22 protein-coding genes and 1 tRNA gene are annotated in these 25,137 nt (G+C 48.8%); 9 read left to right on the plus strand and 14 right to left on the minus strand.

Annotated features, from left to right (window positions below; all coding sequences use genetic code 11):
* The first annotated feature begins 23 nt into the window (after positions 1-23).
* The 3 genes from HZ996_07690 (at position 24) to HZ996_07700 (ending at position 1,908) form a co-directional block, all read left to right on the plus strand.
* Positions 24-1,496, plus strand: a complete 1,473-nt coding sequence (locus HZ996_07690; GenBank protein ID QTN39019.1) for a proline--tRNA ligase — start codon at positions 24-26, stop codon at positions 1,494-1,496.
* 66 nt (positions 1,497-1,562) lie between these two features.
* A tRNA-Glu gene (locus HZ996_07695) sits at positions 1,563-1,634 on the plus strand.
* Positions 1,635-1,656: 22 nt separating this feature from the next.
* Complete coding sequence (locus HZ996_07700) at positions 1,657-1,908, plus strand: 30S ribosomal protein S20 (protein ID QTN39020.1); 252 nt, start codon at positions 1,657-1,659, stop codon at positions 1,906-1,908.
* 123 nt (positions 1,909-2,031) lie between these two features.
* Here HZ996_07700 and HZ996_07705 read toward each other — a convergent pair whose 3' ends face one another.
* The 5 genes from HZ996_07705 to HZ996_07725 are packed head-to-tail and all read right to left on the minus strand — an operon-like array spanning position 2,032 to position 8,607.
* Positions 2,032-3,000 carry an L-histidine N(alpha)-methyltransferase gene (locus HZ996_07705; protein QTN39021.1) on the minus strand — a complete coding sequence of 323 codons (969 nt, stop codon included), beginning with the start codon at positions 2,998-3,000 and terminating at the stop codon, positions 2,032-2,034.
* A gap of 20 nt (positions 3,001-3,020) precedes the next feature.
* A complete protein-coding gene (locus HZ996_07710; GenBank protein QTN39022.1) occupies positions 3,021-4,175 on the minus strand; it encodes an ergothioneine biosynthesis protein EgtB in 1,155 nt (384 codons plus the stop codon).
* A complete protein-coding gene (locus HZ996_07715) occupies positions 4,176-5,840 on the minus strand; it encodes an FAD-dependent oxidoreductase (protein QTN39023.1) in 1,665 nt (554 codons plus the stop codon).
* Complete coding sequence (locus tag HZ996_07720; protein ID QTN39024.1) at positions 5,840-7,231, minus strand: GHKL domain-containing protein; 1,392 nt, start codon at positions 7,229-7,231, stop codon at positions 5,840-5,842. The genes HZ996_07715 and HZ996_07720 overlap by 1 nt, the downstream gene beginning before the upstream one ends.
* Entirely contained in the window at positions 7,228-8,607 is a 1,380-nt protein-coding gene (locus tag HZ996_07725; protein ID QTN39025.1) for a hypothetical protein, read from the minus strand. Before HZ996_07725 ends, HZ996_07720 begins: the two co-directional genes overlap by 4 nt.
* Positions 8,608-8,718: 111 nt before the next feature.
* Between HZ996_07725 and radC the strand changes: the two genes are divergently transcribed.
* From radC to HZ996_07740, 3 genes are read left to right on the plus strand one after another with little or no spacing between them, the layout of a single operon-like run.
* On the plus strand, positions 8,719-9,414 hold the full coding sequence (radC, locus tag HZ996_07730; protein ID QTN39026.1) for a DNA repair protein RadC: 696 nt from the start codon (positions 8,719-8,721) through the stop codon (positions 9,412-9,414).
* A 3-nt stretch (positions 9,415-9,417) separates the two neighbouring features.
* On the plus strand, positions 9,418-10,548 hold the full coding sequence (wecB, locus tag HZ996_07735) for a UDP-N-acetylglucosamine 2-epimerase (non-hydrolyzing) (protein ID QTN39027.1): 1,131 nt from the start codon (positions 9,418-9,420) through the stop codon (positions 10,546-10,548).
* Positions 10,545-11,864: a hypothetical protein gene (locus HZ996_07740; protein ID QTN39028.1), complete on the plus strand. Its 1,320-nt coding sequence runs from the start codon at positions 10,545-10,547 to the stop codon at positions 11,862-11,864. Before wecB ends, HZ996_07740 begins: the two co-directional genes overlap by 4 nt.
* A gap of 20 nt (positions 11,865-11,884) precedes the next feature.
* On the opposite strand, the gene HZ996_07745 is transcribed toward HZ996_07740, so the two are convergent.
* The 7 genes from HZ996_07745 to HZ996_07775 are packed head-to-tail and all read right to left on the minus strand — an operon-like array spanning position 11,885 to position 19,664.
* Positions 11,885-13,393: an arylsulfatase gene (locus tag HZ996_07745; protein ID QTN39029.1), complete on the minus strand. Its 1,509-nt coding sequence runs from the start codon at positions 13,391-13,393 to the stop codon at positions 11,885-11,887.
* Between the two features lie 54 nt (positions 13,394-13,447).
* Positions 13,448-14,725: a BatD family protein gene (locus tag HZ996_07750; GenBank protein ID QTN39030.1), complete on the minus strand. Its 1,278-nt coding sequence runs from the start codon at positions 14,723-14,725 to the stop codon at positions 13,448-13,450.
* Complete coding sequence (locus HZ996_07755) at positions 14,725-16,311, minus strand: VWA domain-containing protein (protein ID QTN39031.1); 1,587 nt, start codon at positions 16,309-16,311, stop codon at positions 14,725-14,727. The genes HZ996_07750 and HZ996_07755 overlap by 1 nt, the downstream gene beginning before the upstream one ends.
* Positions 16,304-17,311, minus strand: a complete 1,008-nt coding sequence (locus tag HZ996_07760; GenBank protein QTN39032.1) for a VWA domain-containing protein — start codon at positions 17,309-17,311, stop codon at positions 16,304-16,306. Before HZ996_07760 ends, HZ996_07755 begins: the two co-directional genes overlap by 8 nt.
* Positions 17,304-17,747: a DUF4381 domain-containing protein gene (locus HZ996_07765; GenBank protein QTN39033.1), complete on the minus strand. Its 444-nt coding sequence runs from the start codon at positions 17,745-17,747 to the stop codon at positions 17,304-17,306. Before HZ996_07765 ends, HZ996_07760 begins: the two co-directional genes overlap by 8 nt.
* Positions 17,747-18,694, minus strand: coding sequence for a DUF58 domain-containing protein (locus HZ996_07770; GenBank protein QTN39034.1), 948 nt, complete (start codon positions 18,692-18,694; stop codon positions 17,747-17,749). Before HZ996_07770 ends, HZ996_07765 begins: the two co-directional genes overlap by 1 nt.
* 4 nt (positions 18,695-18,698) lie before the next feature.
* A complete protein-coding gene (locus HZ996_07775; GenBank protein QTN39035.1) occupies positions 18,699-19,664 on the minus strand; it encodes an AAA family ATPase in 966 nt (321 codons plus the stop codon).
* Between the two features lie 72 nt (positions 19,665-19,736).
* Here HZ996_07775 and HZ996_07780 point away from each other — a divergent pair, with 72 nt between their 5' ends.
* From HZ996_07780 to HZ996_07790, 3 genes are read left to right on the plus strand one after another with little or no spacing between them, the layout of a single operon-like run.
* Positions 19,737-20,597, plus strand: coding sequence for a hypothetical protein (locus HZ996_07780; protein QTN39036.1), 861 nt, complete (start codon positions 19,737-19,739; stop codon positions 20,595-20,597).
* Entirely contained in the window at positions 20,594-21,244 is a 651-nt protein-coding gene (gene upp / locus HZ996_07785) for a uracil phosphoribosyltransferase (protein QTN39037.1), read from the plus strand. Before HZ996_07780 ends, upp begins: the two co-directional genes overlap by 4 nt.
* Position 21,245: 1 nt before the next feature.
* Entirely contained in the window at positions 21,246-21,938 is a 693-nt protein-coding gene (locus tag HZ996_07790) for a noncanonical pyrimidine nucleotidase, YjjG family (GenBank protein ID QTN39038.1), read from the plus strand.
* Here the strand turns inward: HZ996_07790 and HZ996_07795 are convergent, their stop codons facing one another.
* Positions 21,939-23,381 (minus strand): glyceraldehyde-3-phosphate dehydrogenase, encoded by a 1,443-nt coding sequence (locus tag HZ996_07795; GenBank protein QTN39039.1) that lies wholly within the window; start codon positions 23,379-23,381, stop codon positions 21,939-21,941.
* Between the two features lie 165 nt (positions 23,382-23,546).
* Complete coding sequence (locus HZ996_07800; GenBank protein QTN39040.1) at positions 23,547-25,031, minus strand: trypsin-like peptidase domain-containing protein; 1,485 nt, start codon at positions 25,029-25,031, stop codon at positions 23,547-23,549.
* Between the last annotated feature and the right edge of the window lie 106 nt (positions 25,032-25,137).

Consider the following 25,137-nt stretch of genomic DNA (forward strand, 5'->3'; position numbering starts at 1 on the left):
TACAACTATTATACCAAACTCTTATGGCAGCCAAGCTGACTAAAAGATCGGACGATTACAGTAAGTGGTACAACGAATTGGTGGTGATGGCCGACCTCGCAGAAAACTCTGGGGTTCGGGGATCCATGGTGATCAAACCATATGGATATGCCATCTGGGAAAAGATGCAGGCGGAATTGGATCGCATGTTCAAAGAAACAGGGCACGTGAACGCCTATTTCCCCTTGTTCATCCCGAAGTCCTATTTCAGTAAAGAAGCAAGCCATGTGGAGGGTTTTGCCAAGGAGTGCGCGGTGGTTACACACTACCGTTTGAAGAATGGAGAAGATGGGAGTATAGTCGTGGATGAAAAAGCCAAGCTCGAAGAAGAGCTCATCGTTCGCCCAACGTCGGAGACCATCATCTGGGACACCTACCGCAAGTGGGTACAGAGCTACCGCGATTTGCCGATTCTCGTGAACCAATGGGCGAACGTGGTGCGCTGGGAAATGCGTACTCGTTTATTCTTGCGTACAGCAGAATTCTTGTGGCAAGAAGGGCATACAGCGCATGCGACAAAGGATGAAGCGGTTGCTGAGGCGGAACAAATGCTCGATGTCTACGCCACCTTTGCGGAGCAGTTCATGGGTATTCCCGTTTTGCGCGGTGTGAAAAGTCCGAATGAGCGATTTGCGGGTGCATTAGAGACCTATTGTATTGAGGCCCTGATGCAAGACGGCAAGGCGCTTCAAGCGGGAACGAGTCACTTCTTGGGTCAGAATTTCGCCAAGGCCTTTGACGTACAGTTCCAGAGCAAAGAAGGTAAGTTGGAGCATGTGTGGGCCACCTCATGGGGTGTAAGTACGCGTTTGATGGGTGCTTTGGTCATGACGCACAGTGACGACAACGGCCTTGTGTTGCCTCCAAATTTGGCGCCTTATCAAGTGGTGCTGATTCCGATTTACCGAAGTGATGAGCAGCGCGATGCTGTAGTCGGTAAGTTGAAAGAGATTCAAAAGGAATTACGGTCTGCAGGTGTGCGTGTACACTTGGATGATCGCGACACCCATAAGCCAGGTTGGAAATTCAATGAGTACGAGCTCAAAGGAGTGCCTGTACGCATTGCGATGGGGCCACGTGACTTAGAGAACGGAACCGTTGAATTGGCGCGCCGCGATACTTTGGAGAAAGAGTTCCTGCAACAAAGCGATATTGCCAATAAGGTGGACCATTTACTGGAAGCCATTCAGAAGAACTTATTCGATAAGGCCCTGACTTATCGGGACGATAATACGCACAGAGCGGATACCTGGGAGGAGTTCACTGACCTTATTGAAAACAAAGGCGGATTCGTATATGCTCATTGGGATGGGACGCCTGAAACCGAAGAGAAAATCAAGGAAATGACCAAGGCGACAATCCGCTGTATCCCAATGGAGGCGCCGGAAGAGGAAGGGAAGTGCATCTTGACTGGGGCGGCGTCGAAAAGACGCGTTGTCTTTGCCAAGGCATATTGATGATTTTTCTCAAAAGTCTTTGTGAAAAATAAAAAGTGCATTACATTTGCACTCCCTTAACAACAAGGCCCGTTCGTCTAGGGGTTAGGACGCCAGGTTTTCATCCTGGTAGCAGGGGTTCGAATCCCCTACGGGCTACAAAGAATATAGTTGAGATATTATGGCTAATCACAAGTCAGCACTTAAGAGAATTCGCAGCACGGAAACCCGTCGTTTGCGCAATCGTTACTACCACAAGACGATGCGTAACGCACTTCGTGAGTTTCGCGCGATGACCGAAAAGAAACAAATGGAAGATCGTTACCCAGCAATCGCAAGCATGATTGATCGCTTGGCGAAGAACAACGTGATCCACAAGAAAAAAGCCGCGAACTTAAAAAGCGGTATGATGCAGCAAATCGCAAACGCGTAAGCCCATCACGGATAGAATAAAGAAGCCTCGCTTTAGCGGGGCTTTTTTTATGGCCCTACGGGCCGATTATAGGCCTTTGCCAAGTAATTGTCTGGATAGGGGAATGGACTGCAGAGGGGCGCCTTAAACCGCTTTCCAGTAGCTGTTGACGAAGTAATGCTTGCAGTCGAACGTATTCCCCACGTGTTCAAAGCCGTTCCGACGAGCGAGTTCCGGAAGGCGATCCAGCCTGAACTTCCGGCTGATCTCAGTGTGAATGATCTCCCACTGCTGAAAATCAAAGGACTCTTCGAGGGCATCGATTCTGACACTCTGTTTCACCTTACTGACTAAATAGGACCGCACTTCTCCCGATTCCGGTGAATAGTTGCAGTAGAAGTCAAATTTCATGGGATCAAAGTGTCCACCGAGTTCTCGATTGATGCGCTCCAGTAGATTTAGATTAAAGGCCTTGGTGATTCCTTCTGGGTCGTCGTAGGCGCGAAGGATCACAGAAGGGTCTTTCTGTAGGTCTAGCCCTATAAGGAGGCCGTCACCGGTGTCCAAGTGAGCACGAAGCTCGGCAAGGAAACCGTCCGCCGACGCAACGTCGAAATTACCCAAGTTGGAACCGAGAAAGAGGACAATGTTTCGGGTATCGTCACGGCGCAACACATCTAGGCCACTGAAATAGTCGTTGTGGAGCGAATGCACATTTAATGCAGGCCATCGCTCGCACAAATCTTGCTCTAGCTTGTCTAATGCAGACTTAGAGATATCAATAGGAGCGTAGGTAAAGTCCGCTTTGCGCTTGAGAAAGTGCTCAAGTAGGACTTTTGTTTTAAGCCCGTCCCCAGCACCAAACTCCACGAGGTTAAAGGGCCCAGAACCGGGATCAAAATGCTGAAGTATAGCCTCCTTGTTGGTCTCGAAAATTTCAAACTCACTATCCGTCAGGTAGTACGAAGGCATGCGCATAATGGCCTGAAAAATCTCACTCCCTCGCTTGTCGTAAAAGTACTTGGAAGAAAGGTGCTTTTCTTCGGAACGAAGTCCTGCTCGAACATCTTCGGCAAAGGTGGACATGGTTTTGGTTTTGATCGTCGTAGACATGGTTTTCGATTCTGCAGGCTTTATTTTTCAGCCAGTCGGATTCCGTTGAACTGCCAACGAAGATGCGGATGAAAAAAGTTTCGATACGTCGGGCGGTCGACATGTCCTGGAGGAGAGGCCAAGGAACCCCCGCGAAGGACCATTTGGTTAATCATGAATTTGCCATTGTACTCTCCAATGGCCCCTGGGGCCGTCTCAAATCGCGGATAGGGTAGGTAAGCACTTCCCGTCCACTCCCAGAGCTTTCCAGTGTTCAGTCGATCCGCGACTACCTCGTGCTCAAATTCCGTGAGCAAGCGTTTCCCAGCCCACGTAGCGTAGGCCTCAGCCTCAAAATAACTCAGATGATGGACCGGAGCCTGCGGCTCGATGGGATGTAGTCCATCCAGTCGATACTGGTGCCAGGCACCATCGATCTCATGCCAATACAAGGGAGCTTTCCATCCCTCGGATTGCACCGACCCCCAAGCTTCGCTCAGCCAATGACGAAAGTCGCCGTAGCCTCCGTCTTCCATGAAAGCGAGGTAATCCGCATTGGTAACGTAGTCTGCATGAATTCGAGTTCCCTCGAGGTAGACCTTGTGGCGACCGTGCTCATTGTCAAACGAAAAACCGGGGCCGTTATAACCGATATCATATAAACCCTCGGGTAAGTCAATCATCGCGCCGTGAGGCGCAGAAAAATTTCGTTCCCAATCATTCTCAGGGTCGTAGGCAGGAAACAGGGGATTATGCGCCAGCATGTACTTGAGGTCCGTGATCAAGAGCTCCTGATGCTGCTGTTCGTGCTGAAGCCCCAGCTCCAAAGTGTCTTCAAGGCCCTCAAAGCCGTGGTCTTCGGCAAAGCGATTCATGGCTTCGTTGACGTGCGATCGATAGGCGTAGACTTCCTGAACGGTCGGTCGGCTCATGTGCCCACGACGGTCGCGCAGTACCCGGTCACCCACGCTCTCGTAATAGCTGTTGAACAAGAAGCTGTAGCGCGGGTGAAATTCTTTGTAGTCCGGTTGGTGAGCTTTGAGGATGAAGGTTTCAAAGAACCACGTGGTATGGGCTAAGTGCCATTTTGGGGGACTCACGTCCACAACGGCTTGCGGCACATAGTCCTCAATTTCCAAAGGTTGACACAGCTGCTCTGTGTAGGCTCGGACTTGGTTAAATCGGTCGATCATCATTTAATTTTCGCTCAGGTATTGATGTACCAAGCTTATACTCATCGCTCCTTCTCCGACGGCTGAGGCTACTCGGTTCATGGCTCCGCTGCGCACATCGCCTGCAGCGAACACGCCGGGAACTGAAGTTTCCAGGGTGAAGGGGTCTCGCTCGAGCGGCCACTCCTTGCGGAAGTCCTCTTGGAGTACCAAATCGCGTCCCGTTAAAAGGAATCCCTTCGGGTCACGCATGTAGTCTCCAGGCAACCATTCGGTATAAGGTTTTGCTCCGATAAAAATAAAGAGGGCTGTAGCGGGTGCCTTTCTGGTTTCGCCCGATGACTTGCTTCTGAGGGTCACTTCCTCGAGTCGATCGGCGCCGTGGGCCTCCGCGATTTCTGTCTCCCCGTGTACTTCGATATTTTCGATGCTGTCGATTTGATCGATCAAGTACTGCGACATGGTCGTACTCAAATCCTCACGGCGTACACAGATGAATACCTTCCGGGCAAACTTGCTGAGATAGACCGCGCCTTGACCAGCGGAATTTCCGCCTCCCACGATGTACACATCTCCATTTTTACAGGCCGAAGCTTCTGTTGTTGCCGCGCCGTAGTAGATTCCAGCTCCGGTAAACTGATTCATGCCAGGCGCCTCCAGTTTGCGGTAGTCAACACCTGTAGTAATGACCACAGCCCTGGCTTTCAACTCGGTTCCGTCCTTGAGGGTCAGGATTTTATAAGGATCAACACGCTCAATCTGATGTACTTCAGCGGGGGATAGGAACTCAATACCGAAGCGGGTGGCTTGGGTAATGGCCCGGCGCGCTAGGTCGGCACCACTTAGTCCATTGGGGAAGCCCAGGTAATTCTCTATACGGCTCGATGTTCCCGCCTGCCCGCCGGGGGCTCTTCGTTCCACTAAAGCTGTAGTCAATCCTTCTGAACCTCCATAAACACCTGCAGCTAGCCCAGCAGGTCCCGCGCCAATGATCACTACGTCGTAAGGCTTCTCGCTTGCGGTCTGACTCATACCCAAGGCACGGGCAACTTCTTGCACACTAGGCTTTTTCAGGGCTTCTCCATCCTCCGTAACCAAGACGGGAAGGTCCGGTCCGTCAATGCCGAATTGCTCTTGATACGGCCCGCTGCGTTCCGTGTTTTCAAATTCAATCCACTCGTACGGAATTAGGTTCCCCGCTAAGAAATCCTTGATTTCATGACTCAGTGGACTGTATTGGTATCCGATTAACCTTGCTCCGTGAAATTCTGGAACGTACTGCGCCCACCAATCCTCAAGCAAGTCGTGTATAACAGGGTAGAGTTTCTCGCTCGGTGGATCCCATGGCTTGAGTAGATAATAGTCCAATTGCACGTCGTTAATGGCCTTGATGGCCGCATCCGTATCGGAATAAGCAGTAAGTAATACCCGCTTCGCCGCTGGGTAAATCTTCTTTGCGAGTTCCAAAAACTCAACTCCAAGCATTTCAGGCATGCGTTGGTCGGAGAGGAATAGGGCAACGGTTTCCCCATTCTTTTTAAGCTCTTCTAGAGCCTGAAGGCCCTCACGGGCCGATGGCGTATTCATTACGCGGTATTCCTTTCGGAATTCCGCTCTTAGGTCTCGATTTATGGCCCTCAGTACCTGAGGGTCATCATCAATACTGAATATGATGGGTTTCTTATCCATTATTCCGTAGGTAAGGTGATTCTGAATTCAGTTCTTCCCGGTTGGGAAAGTAATTCAATGAACCCTCCGTGTTGGTCAATAATTCTCTTTACTACATCCAGGCCGAGCCCTGTTCCTTTTCCCATTTCTTTGGTCGTAAAGAAAGGGCTGAAGATTTCCTCTTGAACATCTTCCGGGATGCCCGGTCCATTGTCAATAATGGAGACGACAAGGTTCTTGGATTTGCGTTCGGTTTTGATGGTAATGACGCTGTCCTCAGACTCTTCCAAGGCATCCAGGGCATTGTCAATGATGTTGGTCCAGACCTGATTCATCTCGGACGGATACATCCGAACTTCACCCGTTTGCTCGTCAAAATCTTCGTCGAATACGACCTGGTTTTTTCGGGCTTTGTGCTCCAGCATCCGCATGGTGTTTCTCAGACCTTCAAGGGGCGAAACTGACTGCTTGTCCGTGCTCCGATCCATGTAACTGTAGTTCTTAACGGACTGAACCAGATCGCTAATTCGGGAGGAGGCCTCTTTGATCTCTTCTACAATGCGCTCGGTTGTGAGCACATTAACAAGCCACCCGAGGGTAGGCCCAAGTGCTTCCGATCCCGTCGCCTGACAAATTTCTTCAAGTTCGTCCGCGGTCACACCGTATTCCACGAGCTGTTCTACCCAGTCATCCCCATAATCGATGTCGTGATCGTCCAGCCAGTCCAAGAGTTCGTCTTCCTTGTCGGCCCGTTCCATCATTCCAAAATCCCGTACTCCAGCTTCTATTTTAGCACTAGCCAAACCGTTTACGGAGTCAATAGAGGCATCATTGAGCCTCATGGAAATGACCTTCTTAAAACGATCAGGAACATGCCCGAGGTGTTCTTTGAGAAAATCAGCAGAACGGACAATTGCAGAGGCGGGATTATTTAATTCATGTGCCAGCCCGGCGGATAGTTTGCCCAGTGCGGCCAGTTTATCCACTTGTTGCTGCCGACTCGTAAAATCACGTACCCGAGTGGTCATCTGTTGGACCAGCGCAGCGGTCGTCTCCGGGCAATCTACAGTGAGCTGGCGCATTTGCGAACGGTGTAAAACCAAGGCTTTGATCCGTTTAAGCGCCACGCCATTTCCCCGAGCAACCTTCATGCGGGAATAGGGGAGTAATCCTGTAATCACACCAGCTCCCGAGGTTCCAAAATCGCGACGTTCGCCATTTTGCATGATGTAGAATAAAGCCTCACCTTCCATGATGAGGTACATAAAGTCGGCCGCGTCATCTGGAGCAAACATCTTTGTGCCTTCCTCGTACTCCTGGATCTCACAGTGGTCTATTAACCACTGCAGTTCGGAATCAGGAACTTCTGATAGGGTTTCAAAAATCCGAAGGTCTTTAGGGGTATAACTCATTCTTGTGATTCTTGTGAATTCTGTTCATCCAGCAATCCTTCAAGTAATTCGATTACTGGATCACGTTGGTCAAGGTAATCTTCCATTTGCGGGTATACCACGTAATTGGGGATCACACCTTGGTTGCTTGTCGGTTGTTTTGAAGATGAGGCGTATTCGTTTAAATACCGCGGAATTCCAATTTCCAACCCGGAATGAGGAAGCGTTATGTACTGTTTTGACCCTGCTACATACCCTTCATATCGGCTACCCGACTCTTCACCGATAATGACCGCGTTGGAGTACTCTTTCAAATAACGAGCAAGTGTACTACCTGCAGAGAAGGTATGTCCGTTGATTAATACGTACACGTTTCCTTTAAAGCTGTGTTTTGAAGCTTTAGGCACTTTGTGTTTGCGGGTTTTGCCTTCCCAAGACACGGAGTTGAAGAGCAAATCGGAAGCGGTCGGATTTTGCAGGATATATGGGACCATTTCACTGGCAAATTCTTTTTTTCCGCCCATATTTCCGCGTAGATCAATGATTAAGGTTTCAACTTCTTTTTCTTGAATCTCCTTAAAAACGGTCTTGTAGTATTTCTTTGCTTTCAAGTCTGCTGCTTCCATTCGCCCTCGCGAAAAACTTCTCATTTTCAACTGCGCTACATCACCATCAATATCAAATTCGAATACCGATGGATCCTCACCCGTTGATTTCTTGTTTCGCAAATAGTAGTTTTCAAACTGCTTCTCTTTAGTCAGCGCTTTTAGGACTACCACCCGACTACCGCTTTTTGGTGAACGCAGGCTCAGTTCATAAGAGTTCGATTGCTCTATATTCAAATGATATCGCCAATTAAAACCCCCTTCCAATGTTCGGTCTAAATAGGTTTGAATATTCCCATCTCCAGGAGTACAACGATAGAGCTGTTCCAGTATGCGTTGTGTTGATTGCCCATTGATGGATAGAATCTCTTCACCTCTTTCAAGCTCACCTGCATCGGAGAGATCAATCCAGACGAAAATGCGTCCTTCAATGATCTTCACGGAAATAGGCATGTACGAAGCAGTGTTTCCAGGAATTCCGCTGTGAATTGTGTCGCCCCAATTCCCAACGGCGTAGTGCCCCTCGTTTCCAAGAGCGATAATTTGATTTACGGCTCTAAAAAATTCAAGAGGAGTTCGCTCGCCGGCCATGTTGGCTTGAATTCGCTCGGCTTCAACGGCAAAACGAGGGTTGTATTTCTCCAGTCCCGGATGGTAGGTATACATGCCCTGAACAAGGGCGTTTAGATCTTCGCGTATATGGTCCGCTGGCCAAAGCGTTTGGGACCAACCCAATGTGCTGAAAGCCAGGAGAGTGAGCGATAGGAGGATTTTTGATCGAATCAGTTGCATATGGACTATCGAACTTAAGCATTTGAGCGCTTAAATCCAGACCCCCAAGCAAGTTCTAAAAATGTCAGATTCGTTCTTGTCGCTGTCCTTTGACCGAGCTTGATTCGTAGCATGGATCAACGACCAGAAAAGAAACAGAATTCCTGGCTTCCGGAGGAACGGCCAAGGGAGAAGTTCTTGAATTGGGGGCGAGCTTATTTGAGCAATGCGGAATTGATTGCTCTTCTATTAGGTTCGGGCACTTCGTCGGAAAATGCGCTTGAATTGGCCAAGCGTATTCTTGCCCTGACCCAGGAAAATCTGTACGATTTAGGAAGGCTTGATCAAGACCGATTGATTACGGTACGCGGCATGGGGCTGGTTAAATCCATTCGACTATTGGCCGCAATAGAATTAGGACGAAGAAGAGAAGGTGAGCAGGCTCAAATAAAAAGCACCATTCATTGTAGCAAGGAGGCCTATGAGATGCTAAAGCCCCAATTGGCAGATCTAAACCATGAAGAGTTTTGGGTGGTCTACCTTAACAATGCCAACAAGGTGCTCAAGAAAACCTCGATAAGCAAAGGAGGTATAAGCGGAACCGTTGTGGATTTAAGGGTCCTTTTCAAAGAGGCCTTTGCGCATGGAGCCACTTCATTGATCATGGCACATAACCATCCCAGTGGCAACAAGGTTCCCAGTACAGCGGATCTTCAACTCACATCTCGCGTAAAAGAAGCGGGTAAACTGATGGATATTAAGGTCTTGGATCATTTGATCATCACTGAGCGAGAATATTATAGCTTTGCTGATGAACAGCAACTTTAAGCCATGCTCAAACTCCATACAGTTGTTGGCGCTCGCCCTCAGTTTATAAAAGCCTCGGCACTAGACCGAGTACTGCGTAGAGATTACTCTGGCCGAATTGAAGAATCAATCATTCACAGCGGCCAGCACTATGACGACAATATGTCCGCTTCATTTTTTCGCGAATTGGAGTTGCAAGAGCCCAAGTACAATCTTGGGGTGAGTCAAGGTCGCCCTGCTGTTCAAACAGCGCGGATTACCATGGAATTGCACAAATTATGGGAAGCCGATCGACCAGATGTTGTGCTTGTCTATGGGGATACGAATACAACTCTAGCCGGCGCCCTGGCTGCTAGCGATTGGGAAATTCCTGTACTTCATGTAGAAGCGGGTCTTCGCTCGTACAACCGGTCTATGCCCGAAGAAGTAAACCGTCATCTAACGGATCATTTAAGCAGCATACTTGCTTGTCCAGTTCCAAAAGCGGTAGAACAATTGAAAGCGGAAGGAATTACTCACTTGGAAGAAGGGCATCCTTCCCCAGTAAACCCGAGTGTTGTTTTAACTGGAGATGTGATGTACGATAATGCCATGTACTTTGCAGACAAAGGATCGCTACCCGAGGGTCTGTCTTCGAAAAATTTCGTTCTCTTCACACTTCATAGAGCTCAGAACACGGATGAGCCTGGCCGACTCCATATATTGCTTAAAACAATACTAGAGTTAGCGGAGCAAACTCAAACAGTGGTCTATTTCCCCTGTCACCCGAGAACCCGTACGGCCATTGATATTCACTTTCCGGAATTTTGGCCGCTCATCCGCGATCACGAGTATTTCAAGTTCGTTTCTCCTACCTCATACTTTGAAACATTGGCACTCGAGAAGCATGCTCGATTTGTCGTTACCGATTCTGGAGGGATTCCGAAAGAAGCCTTCTTTTTTGGTACACCGAGCATCATCCTAAGGACGGAAACGGAGTGGAATGAATTGGTTGAGAGCTCATTCGCCCATTTGGTCGATTGCGATGTCGATCTCTTGGCGCAAAACTGGCAGGAGCTACTAAAAGACGGCCATACCCGCGATTTAGATGGGGCTTTCGGCAACGGAAAAGCTGCGGAAAGAATAGCAGAACTTATTTGGTCTACTTACGGATGATCCTGGTATATACATACAAGAAAACCCCCAGAGTCGTCTATGCTTTTAAGCAGATCTTTCAACAGGTCTTGGGTGTACCTGTCGAATTGACTACCGAGATCAATGAGTTCATTGAACACAAGGGACCCAAAATGAGCTATGCGCCTAGGGCTCTTGGAAAGGAGCTTCATTTTCGCAACTCCAGTCTCTTGTTTGAAAGTGGAATCAACGAATGGGAACTCAAGGTAGATGAATTCGAAGGGTTGGTGTCATTCTTTAGTGTCCCTGAACCCTCTGCTTTGCCCTTTGACCCTTTCGCAGCGTCCTTTTATTTACTGTCTCGATACGAGGAATATCTCCCGCATATCAAGGACAAACACGAGCGTTTTTCAGCGGAGTCCAGTGTAGCGCACAGAGGAGGATTCCTTCAGCGCCCAGTGGTCGATGAATGGGCCTTGGCTATTCAAGATCTCCTTGTGGAGCGATTCCCAGAATTTCAATGGCCGATTCGGAAATTTCAATTCGTCAATACCATTGACGTAGACAACGCCTATGCCTATCGGGGTAAAGGTCTAATGCGCTCCCTTGGAGGCTTTCTTCGTGCATTTACTCAGTTAGATGGAAGAAGTATGTGGGCGAGACTTAGCGTATTAGCGGGTCTCCGTTCTGATCCCTATGACACGTTTGCTTATTTGAAAAGAATCCAGAAGGAGTACAGTCTTGAGACTATCTATTTCTTCCTTTTGGCGGATTACGGTTTGAACGATAAAAACGTACCCTATACAAACAACCGATTTCGCAATCTGATCAAAGACATAGCGGATTACGCCCAAGTCGGTATTCACCCGAGCTATGGGAGCAATAGAAAAAAGACCAAGCTGACTTCAGAGGTCCAAAGACTTGAAGGGATCATTCATCGCGATGTAACCAGAAGCCGACAGCATTTCCTGAAGCTTACCGTTCCCGAAACATACAGGAATCTCATCGACTTGGATATAACCGATGACTACACCATGGGCTATGCTTCAGAAATAGGTTTTCGCGCAGGTACTTGTTCCACATATTACTTTTATGACTTGGACCTCGAGTTCATGACTCCATTGCGCCTTCATCCTTTTGCTGTGATGGAAGGTACACTGAAGTTCTATCAAGGGCTAGGGCCGGAACAAGCACTTAAAGAGGTCCTACCTGTAATGGATCACGTTGCTGCAGTAGGAGGAACGTTCATCTCGCTATGGCACAATGAATCCGCTTGCGAAGGTCCATTGTGGAAAGGGTGGCGGTTGTTTTATGAAGAAATGATAAAGGCCGCCCATGCTAAAATGGAACGGCCTTAAATCACATATATTCTGGTTTTCTACTGCCCTTTCGGGTGCGCAGTCATGCTTTGAACCACCTTGTCAATACTCAATGAGCTTCCCATTACTGGTGGGTAATCTTGGAATGTTTGAAGGAACTGAGCTGTTAGCGCTTGGGCTGGGACAAACAACCACATGTTGTCTCCGTACCATCGGGTATACAGTGCTGATTTCCAAGACACCTCATAAGGGTCTGCACGCAAATTAATGACAATTGGCCAGGCTGGAGTCTTCCGATAAGCCTCGTTGATAGATCCTTCCATAATCGCAAAATGTAGCTTCCAATTGTTATAGCGGATGGCATTTAAGTTGCCAATCGCATCGAAGTAGTAGATTTCGCGTCGAGGAGACTCTTCCTCTTTTCCTTCAAAGTAGGGGAGTAAGTTATAGCCGTCAAGGTGACATTTAAACGTCTTTCCATCGGCTTTGTGACCATTCAAGAGACTTTCTTTAACGTCGTCTTCTCCGGCAGCTGCCAAGAGGGTCGGCATCATATCTTCATGAGAGAAAATATCATTGTAAATGGTTCCGGGCTCAATGACTCCAGGCCATCGAATGGCGCAAGGAACACGGAAACCTCCTTCCCAAGTGGATCCTTTTTCTCCGGCAAAAGGTGTGGAGCCTCCATCAGGCCAAGTGAACTTTTCCGCTCCATTATCCGTGGAGTACATGATGATCGTGTTGTCAATAATGCCCAATTCTTCCAATTTGGCGAGTACTCTTCCAATTTGCTTGTCGTGTTCGACCATACCATCGGGATACAAGCCGATTCCGGTCACACCAACACTCTCCTCTTTTAAATGTGTCCATACGTGCATTCGAGTAGCACTGAGCCAAACGAAGAAGGGCTTGCCGTCTGCGTGAGCTTTCTCGATAAATGCGATAGCCGCATCCGTGAATTCATCATCAGCCGTTTCCATGCGCTTCCGTGTCATGGGGCCTGTATCCTCAATCTTCCCATCCGCATAGGAGTGAAGGACACCACGGGGTCCAAATTTTTTGTGGAATTCAGGGTCCTTAGGATAGTAATAAGTCTCAGGTTCTTCTTCGGCATTCAAATGGTAGAGGTTCCCGTAGAACTCATCGAAGCCGTGGTTCGTAGGGAGGTGATTGTCTCGGTCTCCCAAATGATTCTTGCCAAACTGCCCACTTGTATAACCGTGATTGGCCAGAAGCTCAGCGATGGTCGGCTGATTCTCATCTTGAATACCTTGTTCTGACCCCGGCATTCCGATGGTGAGTAACCCACTACGAAAAGGATGCTGGCCGAGAATAAAGGCTGCTCGCCCCGCTGTACAGGATTGCTGAGCGTACCAATCTGTAAACAATGCACCTTCCTTAGCAATCCGATCGATGTTTGGTGTTTGGTAACCCATCATGCCGTGGTTATAGGCACTGATGTTTCCCCAGCCAATATCGTCTCCCCAAATCACAAGAATATTAGGCTTATCCTGTCCAGATGCGAAAAGGAAACAGAAAAAGCTAAAGAGTAAAAGGCCTTTTTTCATAGCAGTTTATTTGATTTTAATTCGATAGTAAGTTAAGTAAGATATGCGCGAGCTTCAAGGATTAATCCAATCTGAGGTTTTGGATGCCCTATTTTCATCCAGCGCTTTGCGGAGCGATCGCCAAGCGCTTGGATTCATTTCGACTAAGGTCCTGGGGGGTTGATTACCCTGATTAAATGCTGCTTCCAAGGTAGGAGAGTGGAGAGGTAATGTGTCGAGCCAATGATATACGGCGTTGGCGTGCTCTTTGGAATCGGGATTTTTTGCGAAGTGGAGGACCTGCTTAAAAGCATAGGATTCGGACTTAAAATAACGAGTTCTTCTTTCGCTTCTATTCGCCCTCCAAATGGGAACTCTTCGGTAAATTACAAATGCAAAGAAGAATACTGAAGTACCGGCCACAGCCAGTATTAACCATTGCGTCCAAGACTTCTTGCCTCCTCCTTCAATCGACTCCATGGAGTCTGTGCTTTCCATTAGCGAAAGGGAATCCCGAATGGTTTGTAACATGCCGAGATCGGGATTGGCGGCTACGTAGACGGTGTGTGAGGGAAGTGTTTTTTTAAAAAGTTTTTGACGACTCGGGTGGAACCAGTAGAGAACTTGTTCCGGAAAATCGACTTCCCCCTCGTCTTCAAAAAGATACTGCACACGATCCGTACGTCGAGCGCTGAATTGAGTTCGGCCTTTTATGTTTTCCACTGACGGACGTTGAAGGTACATGCGTGTCCCATCAACACTATCCCACGAAATCGGGGGGATTAGATCGGCAACGGTCTCATCAGCATTGCGGACGACACTGCGTTCGACAACGTCGCCTACGCGAATGTCATTCAAGGACTTAGAATAAGTTTCGGACACTCGAAGTCCTGGTGTAACCAGCCAATCCTCGGACTCGAGCGTTGCAGGAGCTGGCTTCACCCTGATCCGAACGGCCTTGGATCGTACGTTTTGAGTAATTCCTCTGTATCCTCCTTCTTCAGGGCTTTCCACTTGAATATTTAATTCAGGAAAAAGGAGATCCTTCTGTGTGTAAGGAAAGACCTTATAGATCAGCTGGACGCCGGCGTACGTATTTCCAGCATCGGTTTTGGTGGTACTTACGGGTCTAAAATAAACCGTAAAGGCGTTTTCAACTCTTAGATTACCTAAATCTATACCCCTGGTAAACCAAGTCGAGGTATAAACGGTGATGGAAACTTGTACAGGCTCCCCAACATAGACCGAGTTCTTGTCAACTTCTACTTCAGCCCAGAGTTTTTGACCATTTAGAAATGGTGCCGAGGAAATCAACATTCCGAGTATGAGTCCAATATGTAGAACTCTAGACATCACTTTTTCGCTTGTTTTTTCTTCCACTGATAGGCGAATTTTCGCTTGAGAAAAAGCTGTGGGTCGTCGTCCGTTCGACGCATCAGGACTTTACTGGAGACCGGCTCATTTCCAATCTCTATATCATCTGGAACTTCTTCTAACTCCTTGCCCTTTCGAACATCGGTGGAGACGGTTTCTTCTTTGCGTTCTCGTTGCATGTCTTCCTCGGTCGCCTCTTGACCGCCGCCGCCAAGGTCCTCCATGTCCTGATTCTGCATGTTTTGTGCGCGCTCAGGATCGTTGTTTTCGCTCGCTTCAGAAGGGTCGATGTCTTGCTGAGATCCAATGATTTGTTGCAATTGATCTTGCCACTGTTTTGCCTGATTCATTGAAGAGTCTTGAGCGTAGGCTTCACCAAAGGCCATAAGAGCAGCCAGGGTATCCCCATTTTCATAATAGGCTACGCCTAAATTGAATTGCCCCATGCTCGTCGTATCCCTTTTAAATGCTGAAATGGCAGATTCAAAATCTCCACTTTTAAAGTAGGCCACCCCTTTCCTTAAAGGATCGGTATATAGTCGAGCTGCATCTGTGTACCGCTCCTTCTCACTCAATCGTTGGCCTTGGTAGTCAGGCGTGAACCACCAGTTTGCTGAATCTGATGTACAAGAGGTTGTGAAGATTAAAAGGAAAATCACCCAGCCTCGTCGGAACCATAGTAGCAGGAGGAGAGCAAAAGGAATCAATAGTAGTGGTCCTTTATCCGTCCAATTCTCTTCTGATCGTTCTGTATCTTCCGTGTAGTCGAGTTGATCGAATACCTCTTTATTTAGTTGCTCAATATCACTATTGTCCAGGGTCAACGGTAGGAATTCGAAACCGGCCTTTCCCAGTTCTCCATGGGGAGAACTTGAGACTTGGGAATAGCGGATGGCCTGATCTGAAGTGTCACAGAAAACACTCATGTATGCGATTTCCTCGGCAATAGGAACAGTTCCAAGGATCCATATAAATCCAGGGGCTTCTGTTCTTCGCGCCGTCGAATCCGCAAGTGTTAATGCATCCGATAAGACTCTGCCTTCTACGGGCATCACATCTGGGGACAGTCCCATAAGATGCTCCAGGTGTATGTCGTAGTCCGTCGTTAAGGGCACAACGGTATGTGCGCTGCCGCTGAAAACAATTAAGGCTACTTGGGCTCTGGGATTTAGAGCCAGAAAGTCTCTGATTTTGAATAGCGCTTGCTCCACTCGAGAAGGTGCAATATCCGTCTTCTCCATCTCCGGAGTCAGCTCTAGCACTACCACAACTGGAGTTTTGAGTGTGCGTCCAGGAACCTCCGCTTTTTCCCAAGTAGGTCCAGCGAGGGCAAGAATACCGAGCATCATGGTGATGTAGCTCGTAAACATCACAACGTTGGCCTGACGTCTTTGGCCTTCGGAAATCATGAAGGGCCTGAGATGTGGGGCAATGGCTTTGGCCCAACGAATGCGGTCACTTCGTTCGAGTAGAAGGAGCACGCCAATAAAGATCCAGGGAACCATCAGCCAGAAGGCCTGGGGACGTAAAAAGTGGAACTGTGAGAATCCTACCAAATCAAGCATTTCCTTTGGAATTAGATTTGACACTACCCATCCTTTTCCAGAACTGTGCTATAAACGTGGACGTTAACAAGAGGATCAACGCAAGCCCAAGCGGATACATGTAGAGCAAGGTGATGGGCCTTTGCTCCTCTTCTTCAAATTCCATGGGCTCGAGTAGATCAATTTCCTCGTAAATTCTCTCCAGGTCCTCTGCGTCCTCTGCTCGGAAGTATCTCCCGTTGGTGAGCTCGGCTATGTCCTGAAGTGTTCGTTCATCCAGTCCCTGTCCCGTGTTGTCTGGCTTCCCAATCCCAACGGTATAGATGACAATGGAATCTTCAAGAGCCATCTGAGCCGCATCTAACGGCATGATCTCCGTTCCGGCGTCTATACCATCTGTTAGAACCAACATGACTTTGGCCTCAAGGGTATCTCGATCAAACAATTCAATTCCTTTGACTACGGCCTTTCCAATATGTGTCATTTGCCCAGCCATCCCGACGTCGGCTTCGTCCAACAGTTGATTAACCGTTTGTAAATCAGTTGTAAATGGCGCTTGGATGTAGGCATTTGTTCCAAAGAAAAGCAAGCCCATTCGATCTCCCGTACGCTCTTCAATGAAGTCCTTCATGACTCTTTTGAGCGCCTCCCATCGGGTTGTGGAAGAACCTTCAACTTTCCAATCTTTTTGCGCCATGCTGAAGCTGATATCCGCTACGATGAGAAAGTTTCTGGTTGTTTTGACCTTTAGTTCTGGTTGAGCAATGAATTGAGGTCCTGCGATTGCCGTAACTGTACAGCCCCAGATTACGTAGAGGATTAGCCATGAGAAGACAGACCTTCGTTTTACTTCAGCGGCTTTACGCGGCTGTGCTCCGTATGTTTTTGAGACTTTATAAAAAGACGGAAGATTCAAGGACGGACCTCTCAAACGCACTGGAGGTAGTCCCCGAGCAACGAGAAAAGGCAGCGCGAGCAGCGTGAAGGCCCAAGGCCAAGCGAATTCGAATACCTCATTCATGACTCTTGATCCATTGAATGAGTTCTTGAAGAACGGCCCGTGCGGTGGGCTCGGAGGGTAATTCGGCTCCGTATATACCCTGATGAATGGCTGTGGAATGAGCCATCAGGTTAACGTTTTTACCCGTTTTTTCTAGAAAGGATAGCCAAGCCAAACCTTTTAAGGATGCTGTTCTCTCTCTTCCGAATCGATGGATAGCCACTTGACGTGTAAGAATCCACATGGTCATCCAACCATCCCTTCCCGGAGCCAACTCCTTCATTTGAAGCAGCGCTTTTCTGCGGTAAGCGTTTCTCAAATAGGAGCGCCACTGACGGTAAATAAGAAGTGACAATGAAATAAGGAGGATTATACCTACAACCTTCCATCCGGGCGCATCAAAAGTAAATGCTATTCGATCGGGCTCTATCAATGTTGGGGTGGTCCAAGTGTCCATTAGCTGTTCCTGCTTTTGAAGATTTCAGCCAGCTGGTCTACCGTTGGTATGGCGGTGGAAACGGTGAAAAAAGGAATGTGGTGCTTCTTTAGATCAGATTCGAAGGATTGCATTTCCCGGTCAAACTCTTTACGCCAAGACTCGAGAAGATTCCGGTTTTGTCCATTGAATACGGCCTGGTGCACTTCGGGCGAAGCGTCGTGTAGAGCGCTTCCGGCTGTGAACCTTAGCGGCGGCAGCTCTCGCTCCATAGGGTCCATGACCTTCGCTACGAGCACGTCATTTTTGCGCCCCATTCGCTGAAGGGCTTGAAGAACACGAGGGTTGTATCGATGAAAATCACTGATGACGATGATGAGAAAATCATGCGTGACGAGGTTGTTGATTCGTGCCAGCATCTTACCAAGAGAGCCTTCAAAATCCCCTGGTTCACTTTCTGCCAACGCTACATTTCGATCGACAATACGCTCCAGAAAGCGCAAGATATTTCTGCGGTCTCGCTTTGGATAGACAACGTCAGCTGCGTCGTCAGAAAGAACGACTCCGCCTACGCGGTCACCTTGCTTAAGCACCCTAAAAGCGGCCATTGCTGCCAACTCACCTGCTATTGCAGCCTTGGTTTTAAATGAAGAGCCAAAGAACATGGATTTGGATTGGTCAACAATGATCAAGGCGGGTTTCTCCTTTTCCTCACTGTACACCCGAGTATGCGTTTGTCGCGTTCTCGCCGTTACTTTCCAATCAATATTCCGGATATCATCCCCTTGAACGTAGGCTCGTACTTCCTCAAAGTCCAAACCGCGTCCCCGAAGTTTGGATGCATGTCTTCCTCCGAGCAATGAACGTACACGCTGCTTTCGAGCGAGTAGGCTAAAACCTATGGCTTCATGCTCGAGCCGAAGAAGATCGGGAAGAGAAAGAAAAACGGAAGGGTCAGAGCTGGACATGGACTTAGGCGATTACGGCAACCTGCTTGAGTATTTCATTGAGGACATCATCGGCACTTTTTCCTTCGGCCTCTGCATCATAGCTCAGAATGATTCGATGACGAAGGCATTCGTGAACTACCGAACGAATATCGTCCGGTTCCACCTGCGCGCTTCCTCTCATCCACGCATGTGTCCGAGACGCACGATCCAAGGCTATGCTCCCTCTTGGACTTGCGCCAAAATCAATCCATCCCGCCAGTTCGTCGCTGTACTTTTCCGGTCTGCGCGTGGCGGCAACTAAATCTACGATGTATCGATCCGAAGCCTCACTGCTGTTGATTTGGGCAATTTCGGCACGAGCATCAAAAATGACCTGAGCCGAAATTTTCTCATCGTTCTTTGCACCACCGCCATGGTGCTCTTCTCGATTTAGTTTCATGATGGCCAACTCAGCCTTATCGTCCGGATAATCAATGACCACATGCATGAGAAAACGATCCATTTGAGCCTCGGGCAGTGGGTAGGTTCCTTCTTGTTCCACCGGGTTTTGTGTCGCCATGACCAAGAAGAGTGGTTCCATAGGATAGGTCTTGCCGGCAACCGAAACTTGGCGTTCCTCCATGGCTTCCAGCAGGGCAGATTGAACTTTCGCCGGAGATCGGTTGATTTCATCGGCTAAAATGAGGTTGCTGAAGATGGGGCCGCGTTGAAACACAAAAGGGTCCTTCAATTCGGGCTGGTAAATCTCGGTCCCGGTGATATCGCTCGGAAGCAAGTCGGGCGTGAATTGAATTCGACTGAGCTGAGCGTCCAAGGCGGAGGCTAAAGCTTTAATGGCCCGAGTTTTGGCTAATCCGGGCAAGCCTTCCAATAACAGGTTTCCATCTGAAAGTAGAACGAGAATCAATCGATCCACCAGTCGATCCTGTCCGATAATAGAAGCGCTCATGCGCTTTCGCAATTCATTTATCTGATCCAATGCTGCCATAGAAAGAGGATTATTTAAGCTCACTCAGACTTCCGAGCAAACTTTCCTCAATATAGCGTGTTCTCCGATTTTATGCTGCGATTCATACATCAAAACGATCTGGACGAAGAAGCTTGGAATAAGTGCGCTCGCCGGTATGCCCAAGGGCGGCCCTATTTCCAAACGTGGTTCTTAGACACCGTATGCCCAGATTGGGATGCGCTTGTGGTAGGCGACTACGAAGCCATTATGCCGCTTCCTCGTTATGCGAAGTATGGGGTAGAATGGAGCGTTACACCGCCTTGGGTCGGATCTCTGGGTTTTATCGGGCCGCAGGCCCAAATTCCTCAAGAAAAGGAATGGAAGGCGCTCCTCCCTAAGTCCCTTAAGTACATTGATTGGCCTTTAAGCCCTTCTGGTGAAGGAGGCGAACGCCTTTATCAATGGCATTGCGGCCCGGAAACTTTGGCCCTACGGGCCGATGATGAGATTCCGCGACAGGCCGAGGACTACACGGTGTTTCACAACGATCCCCCAGAGGCCTTGATTGGATTACTCAAAGAACAAGGCTTGGCAAATCATCCCTTTGAGGAAATGGACGAAGAGCGATTGAAGCACTTGATGCATGTGGGAATTCACAAGCGGAAAGGACAGGTCTGGAGCCTCTATGACCGAAGCAATACACTCGTGGCTGGAGCCTATATATTCTACGACGCCGAAGCCATCACCGTTCATACCTTAGCTCAAGCCAGTTCTTCCGAGGTGTCCACGGCGCGATTGATGTTATGGGCCATTTTGAAGGAATCAGAACCCTATCCAGTGCGGGTCGAAGTACTCGAGCGCATGGCTGATCCTTCAGTGGTTCAAGGCTTGAATCCGGAGGTTAAATTTATTCCTAAATTCACCTTGAATCGACTACCTTGGTACCTTAAATGGTATCGACCCGAGGTATGAAAATCATCGATTTAGGCGCACAACCCAGCATCGTTAATCAGTACATGTCCGAGATTCGTGATGAACGAATCCAGCAGGACCGCATGCGTTTTCGCAACAACATCGAACGCATTGGCCAGCACCTGGCCTACGAACTGTCCAAAACTATGAACTACCACCTGAGATTGGTGCATACCCCCTTGGGTGTGAGTGAAGTTCCGGTTCCCAACGAACAGCCTGTAGTGGCCAGCATCTTGCGCGCTGGAGTTCCCTTGCACAACGGAGTACTTGAGGTATTTGACCAAGCGGACAATGCGTATATCAGTGCCTACCGCAACGTTCATGAAGATAACAGCTTTGAGGTCGTTGTTGAGTATCTCGCGTGCCCTGATTTGACGGACCGTCATGTGATTCTTTGTGACCCTATGCTAGCGACAGGACAATCCATGGTATTGGCTTATGAAGCACTGCTTCAGCGCGGTACACCAAAGAGGGTGGATTGTGTTTCGGTGATTGCCAGTCGTGAAGGAGTAGACTACGTTTCAGACAAGCTCAAGGATAAAGGAACCCTATTTGTCGCTGCCATTGACGAAGAAATGAACGCCAAGAAGTACATCGTACCGGGGCTAGGGGATGCAGGAGACTTGGCCTTTGGCCCAAAACTCTAACATGGGCTATAAGCACCTCTTTTTTGACTTAGACCACACCCTCTGGGACTTTGAGAAGAACGCCCACGAGACCATGACCGAGCTCTTGGCCGAGTTGGCTGAGGATGGTTTGTACAAAATAGACGTGGAAGAATTCTTTCCGCGCTATCAGGTCCACAACGATGAAATGTGGCGTCGGTATCGCTTGGGCGAAATTGATAAAGCCACGTTGAGAACAACGCGATTTCAAAAAGCGCTTGAAGAGTTCGGGATTAAGGACCGCACGGTTGCAAAGTGGATGGAATTCGAATACTTGGACCGCAGCCCGTATAAAAAGAACCTCTTCCCAGAAGCCATTGAGACCTTGGAGTACCTGCGTGATTCTTATGTGCTCCACATCATCACCAATGGCTTTGAAGAAGTCCAGCACATCAAGCTGCGCGAGAGTACACTGGGGGAGCATTTTGACGTGATCGTGACCAGTGAGCAAGCAGGGGTGCGTAAACCGCACGAAAACATTTTTCGCTATGCGCTGAGTAGAACCGGAGCGGAGAAACAAGAAAGCTTGATGATTGGCGACAATCTAGAAGCCGATATTCTAGGAGCCAAAAAAGCCGGCTGGGATCAAGTATTCTTTAACCCAACCGGCTTGTTGCATAGCGAACAGCCGACTTATGAGATTATGCACCTCAAAGAGCTGCGCTCAATTCTCTAATCAATAGTAACGCAGGCGTCGTACGTTCGAAATGTACTTAGCCAAGCGTACTACTTGACAGCTGTATCCGTACTCGTTGTCGTACCAAACGTATAGGTTCATGCTGTGACCGTCTCCAGAGACAATGGTTGCCGGACTGTCGAAAATCGAAGGTTGTGCACGACCTACAATATCACTCGAAACGAGCTCGTCGTCCATGCTGTACTCAATTTGCTCGACCAAGTCACTGTACAAGGCTGCTTTGCGCATCGTCAAGTTGACGTCCTCTTTGTCTGTTGCCTTCTCAACGTTCAGGCTGAGAATAGCCAAAGATCCGTTCGGGGTAGGGACGCGGATGGCATTGGAAGTCAACTTGCCTTCCAATACGGGTAGCGCTTTAGATACCGCCTTTCCGGCTCCCGTTTCCGTGATGACCATGTTCATGGCAGCTGCACGGCCTCGTCGATATTTCTTGTGCATGTTGTCCACCAAGTTCTGGTCGTTGGTGTAGGCATGTACGGTTTCAATGTGGCCCTTAACAATACCATACGCATCCTCAATCACTTTCAAGACTGGGGTGATGGCGTTGGTCGTACAAGACGCTGCAGACCAAATTCTGGTATTGGCTGGGTCAAAGTCCTCTTGATTGACTCCGTGAACGATGTTTGGAACACCTTTCCCTGGAGCAGTCAAAAGCACCTTGTCTGCACCTTTTGAGGTCAAATGACGACTCAAGGCTTCTTCGTCGCGGAAGGCTCCTGTGTTGTCGATGATCAGGGCGTTGTCAATGTCGTACTTCGTATAGTCGATTTCCTCCGGTCCATTGGCACTGATGATCTGGATCGGGCGACCGTTGACAATCATACGGTTGTTTTCGACATCCACTTCTACGGTTCCTGGGAAATGTCCATGAACAGAATCTTGACGCAACAAGGAGGCGCGTTTCATCAACTGCTCAGGTGTTTTGTCTCGCGTAACAATGGCTCGTAAGCGCAATTGCTCTCCACGACCTTCTTTTGCCACGAGGATTCGCGCAAGAAGTCGTCCGATACGACCAAATCCGTAGAGCACCACATCTTTCGGCACCAAGTCGTTGGCGCGATCGATCATGTGGTCGAGTTTGGCGTGCACAAAGGCCTCCATGGAGTCAAACTGACTTCCTTCCTTCAACCATTCCGCTCCGAGGCGACCGACGTCAATTCGCGCAGGCGCTGCGTCTACTTGACTAATGGTGCGAAGCAGACCCAGGGTCTCAGTGATGGTGATCGGCTCATCTTTGATTTGACGACCGTACTCGTGAATGTTGAGAATCTCGCTGATGCTCTGGTCAATCAAGGGCTTGCGGAAGAGGGTGATTTCGATTGACTTGTCGAGCCAAAGATCGGTGACCAATTTTACGAATTCAGCCGCCGCTTTGTCTTGTTGGATACGGAGCGCAATTTGCTCCTCATAGGATTGGGACATGACTTTTCTTTTGTGTAGTTATCAAGTCTTTGACGGCGCAAAATTAGAGTTTTAGCGGTTATTACCATCTATTTTTGAAAAAAGGAATACACGCGAACAGCCCCTTCAATCCACAAAAAAAGGCGGCCCTATTTGATAAGGCCGCCTTTCATACGTTCGCGCAAGTTATAGTCCAAAGGCGTAATAGCGCACCTTTCCTCCAGGGTAGAACCCTTTCACGAAGACGCCGACATCTTCTCGACCTTCCAGAGCTTTAGCGACATCACTGGGAGCATCGATATCAAAAGACTGCTCATCTACCGTGATTTCCGTGATGATGAATCCTTCTCGAATACCTTCACGACGCAGTTTTCCGTCATCTAGAGCTTTAATTCTTACCCCGTTCTCTACGCCGTAGCGCTGTAACTCTTGAAGGCTCGGTTGCTCCAATTCTGCACCGAGGATGCGGGCAGCGACGACCTCCTCTCGGTTGATCAAGTTGGTATTTCCTTGAACATTTCGAAGGACCAAGCTGAAGTTGCGCTCATTGCCTTCGCGGTTGACCAGTACATTCACTCGATCACCAGGGCGATAGCGTGCAATTTGTTCTTGAAGTTCGGAAGTGCGCTCGACGGGTACGTCGTTCACGGCAATAATAACATCACCTACTTCCATTCCAGCATCTTCGGCTGCTCCACCTTCCGTGAGGCCTCCGACGAATACGCCATTGTTCAAGTTCAACTCCAGTTCGCGAGCTAGTTGAGCATTCATGTCCCGGATATTGACCCCGATGAAGGCCCGTTGAACGGTACCGTAATCCTTGAGGTCGCTAACCACTTTGCTCACCATATTGGAGGGAACGGCAAAGCTGTAGCCTTCAAAAGATCCCGTCCGGGTAGAGATCGCAGTATTGATTCCAACCAGTGCACCTTCTGTGTTGACGAGCGCTCCTCCGGAATTTCCCGGATTCACTGCGGCGTCTGTTTGGATGAATGATTCAATAGCGAAACGCTCGGGGATGATGTTGATGTTACGTCCTTTTGCGGAGACGATTCCTGCGGTCACGGTACTCGTCAAATTAAAGGGATTTCCAACGGCCAATACCCATTCTCCAACCTGTACGTCATCACTGTTGGTGAAAGGAATGGACGGAAGGCTTGTTTCTTCCACCTTGAGTAGAGCGATGTCAGTGGTCGGGTCGGTACCGACCAGATCAGCGCTGAATACGCGATTGTCATCCATGGTCACGCGAATCTTGTCCGCTCCGTCAATGACATGATTGTTGGTCACGATATATCCTTCAGAGTCGATGATCACACCGCTTCCACTGCTCAAAGTAGGCATGGAGCGACGAGGACTCTGTCCGTAGAAATATTCGTAAAAGGGATTGCTGTATTGGGCTTCCTGGCTGCCCATGGCTTCGACATGGACCACCGCTTCGAGGGTCTCGTTGGCCGCATGTACAAAATCAGGAGCTTCACCCGGAGCCATTCGACTTGCGGATCGCGCCGTAGGCGCATTCGATCTAGAAGGTTCATAATGGGTAGGGTAGGCAGCTGGTTCAACCATGCGCACTTCGTAGGCGCTGTCCGGTTGGAAATATGTATAGGTTCCCAAAGCAACGGCTCCTCCGAGGAGGGCGGCGGTAAACGTACCGAGTAACTTCTTCATGGGGTTTATTATTTTTATGTTTGGTGTCTCTGATTGCATGGCCATACGAATGCTCGTGCAGCACAGACAAATAACGCCACAGAATCGTGCCAAGTTGCAAGATTTG

Source organism: Cryomorphaceae bacterium, from assembly GCA_017798125.1.
Classification (GTDB): domain Bacteria; phylum Bacteroidota; class Bacteroidia; order Flavobacteriales; family ECT2AJA-044; genus ECT2AJA-044.

Excerpts from the sequence above, each read along its gene's own strand:
- HZ996_07720 (QTN39024.1), bottom strand. The coding sequence starts at position 7,231 with ATGAGTTATACCCCTAAAGACCTTCGGATTTTTGAAACCCTATCAGAA.
- wecB (QTN39027.1), top strand. The coding sequence starts at position 9,418 with ATGCTCAAACTCCATACAGTTGTTGGCGCTCGCCCTCAGTTTATAAAA.
- HZ996_07705 (QTN39021.1), bottom strand. The coding sequence starts at position 3,000 with ATGTCTACGACGATCAAAACCAAAACCATGTCCACCTTTGCCGAAGAT.
- HZ996_07800 (QTN39040.1), bottom strand. The coding sequence starts at position 25,031 with ATGAAGAAGTTACTCGGTACGTTTACCGCCGCCCTCCTCGGAGGAGCC.
- HZ996_07710 (QTN39022.1), bottom strand. The coding sequence starts at position 4,175 with ATGATGATCGACCGATTTAACCAAGTCCGAGCCTACACAGAGCAGCTG.
- HZ996_07765 (QTN39033.1), bottom strand. The coding sequence starts at position 17,747 with ATGGACACTTGGACCACCCCAACATTGATAGAGCCCGATCGAATAGCA.
- HZ996_07690 (QTN39019.1), top strand. The coding sequence starts at position 24 with ATGGCAGCCAAGCTGACTAAAAGATCGGACGATTACAGTAAGTGGTAC.
- HZ996_07745 (QTN39029.1), bottom strand. The coding sequence starts at position 13,393 with ATGAAAAAAGGCCTTTTACTCTTTAGCTTTTTCTGTTTCCTTTTCGCA.
- radC (QTN39026.1), top strand. The coding sequence starts at position 8,719 with ATGGATCAACGACCAGAAAAGAAACAGAATTCCTGGCTTCCGGAGGAA.
- HZ996_07795 (QTN39039.1), bottom strand. The coding sequence starts at position 23,381 with ATGTCCCAATCCTATGAGGAGCAAATTGCGCTCCGTATCCAACAAGAC.
- HZ996_07790 (QTN39038.1), top strand. The coding sequence starts at position 21,246 with ATGGGCTATAAGCACCTCTTTTTTGACTTAGACCACACCCTCTGGGAC.
- HZ996_07750 (QTN39030.1), bottom strand. The coding sequence starts at position 14,725 with ATGTCTAGAGTTCTACATATTGGACTCATACTCGGAATGTTGATTTCC.
- HZ996_07760 (QTN39032.1), bottom strand. The coding sequence starts at position 17,311 with ATGAATGAGGTATTCGAATTCGCTTGGCCTTGGGCCTTCACGCTGCTC.
- HZ996_07715 (QTN39023.1), bottom strand. The coding sequence starts at position 5,840 with ATGGATAAGAAACCCATCATATTCAGTATTGATGATGACCCTCAGGTA.
- upp (QTN39037.1), top strand. The coding sequence starts at position 20,594 with ATGAAAATCATCGATTTAGGCGCACAACCCAGCATCGTTAATCAGTAC.
- HZ996_07740 (QTN39028.1), top strand. The coding sequence starts at position 10,545 with ATGATCCTGGTATATACATACAAGAAAACCCCCAGAGTCGTCTATGCT.
- HZ996_07780 (QTN39036.1), top strand. The coding sequence starts at position 19,737 with ATGCTGCGATTCATACATCAAAACGATCTGGACGAAGAAGCTTGGAAT.
- HZ996_07775 (QTN39035.1), bottom strand. The coding sequence starts at position 19,664 with ATGGCAGCATTGGATCAGATAAATGAATTGCGAAAGCGCATGAGCGCT.
- HZ996_07770 (QTN39034.1), bottom strand. The coding sequence starts at position 18,694 with ATGTCCAGCTCTGACCCTTCCGTTTTTCTTTCTCTTCCCGATCTTCTT.
- HZ996_07700 (QTN39020.1), top strand. The coding sequence starts at position 1,657 with ATGGCTAATCACAAGTCAGCACTTAAGAGAATTCGCAGCACGGAAACC.
- HZ996_07725 (QTN39025.1), bottom strand. The coding sequence starts at position 8,607 with ATGCAACTGATTCGATCAAAAATCCTCCTATCGCTCACTCTCCTGGCT.
- HZ996_07755 (QTN39031.1), bottom strand. The coding sequence starts at position 16,311 with ATGCTTGATTTGGTAGGATTCTCACAGTTCCACTTTTTACGTCCCCAG.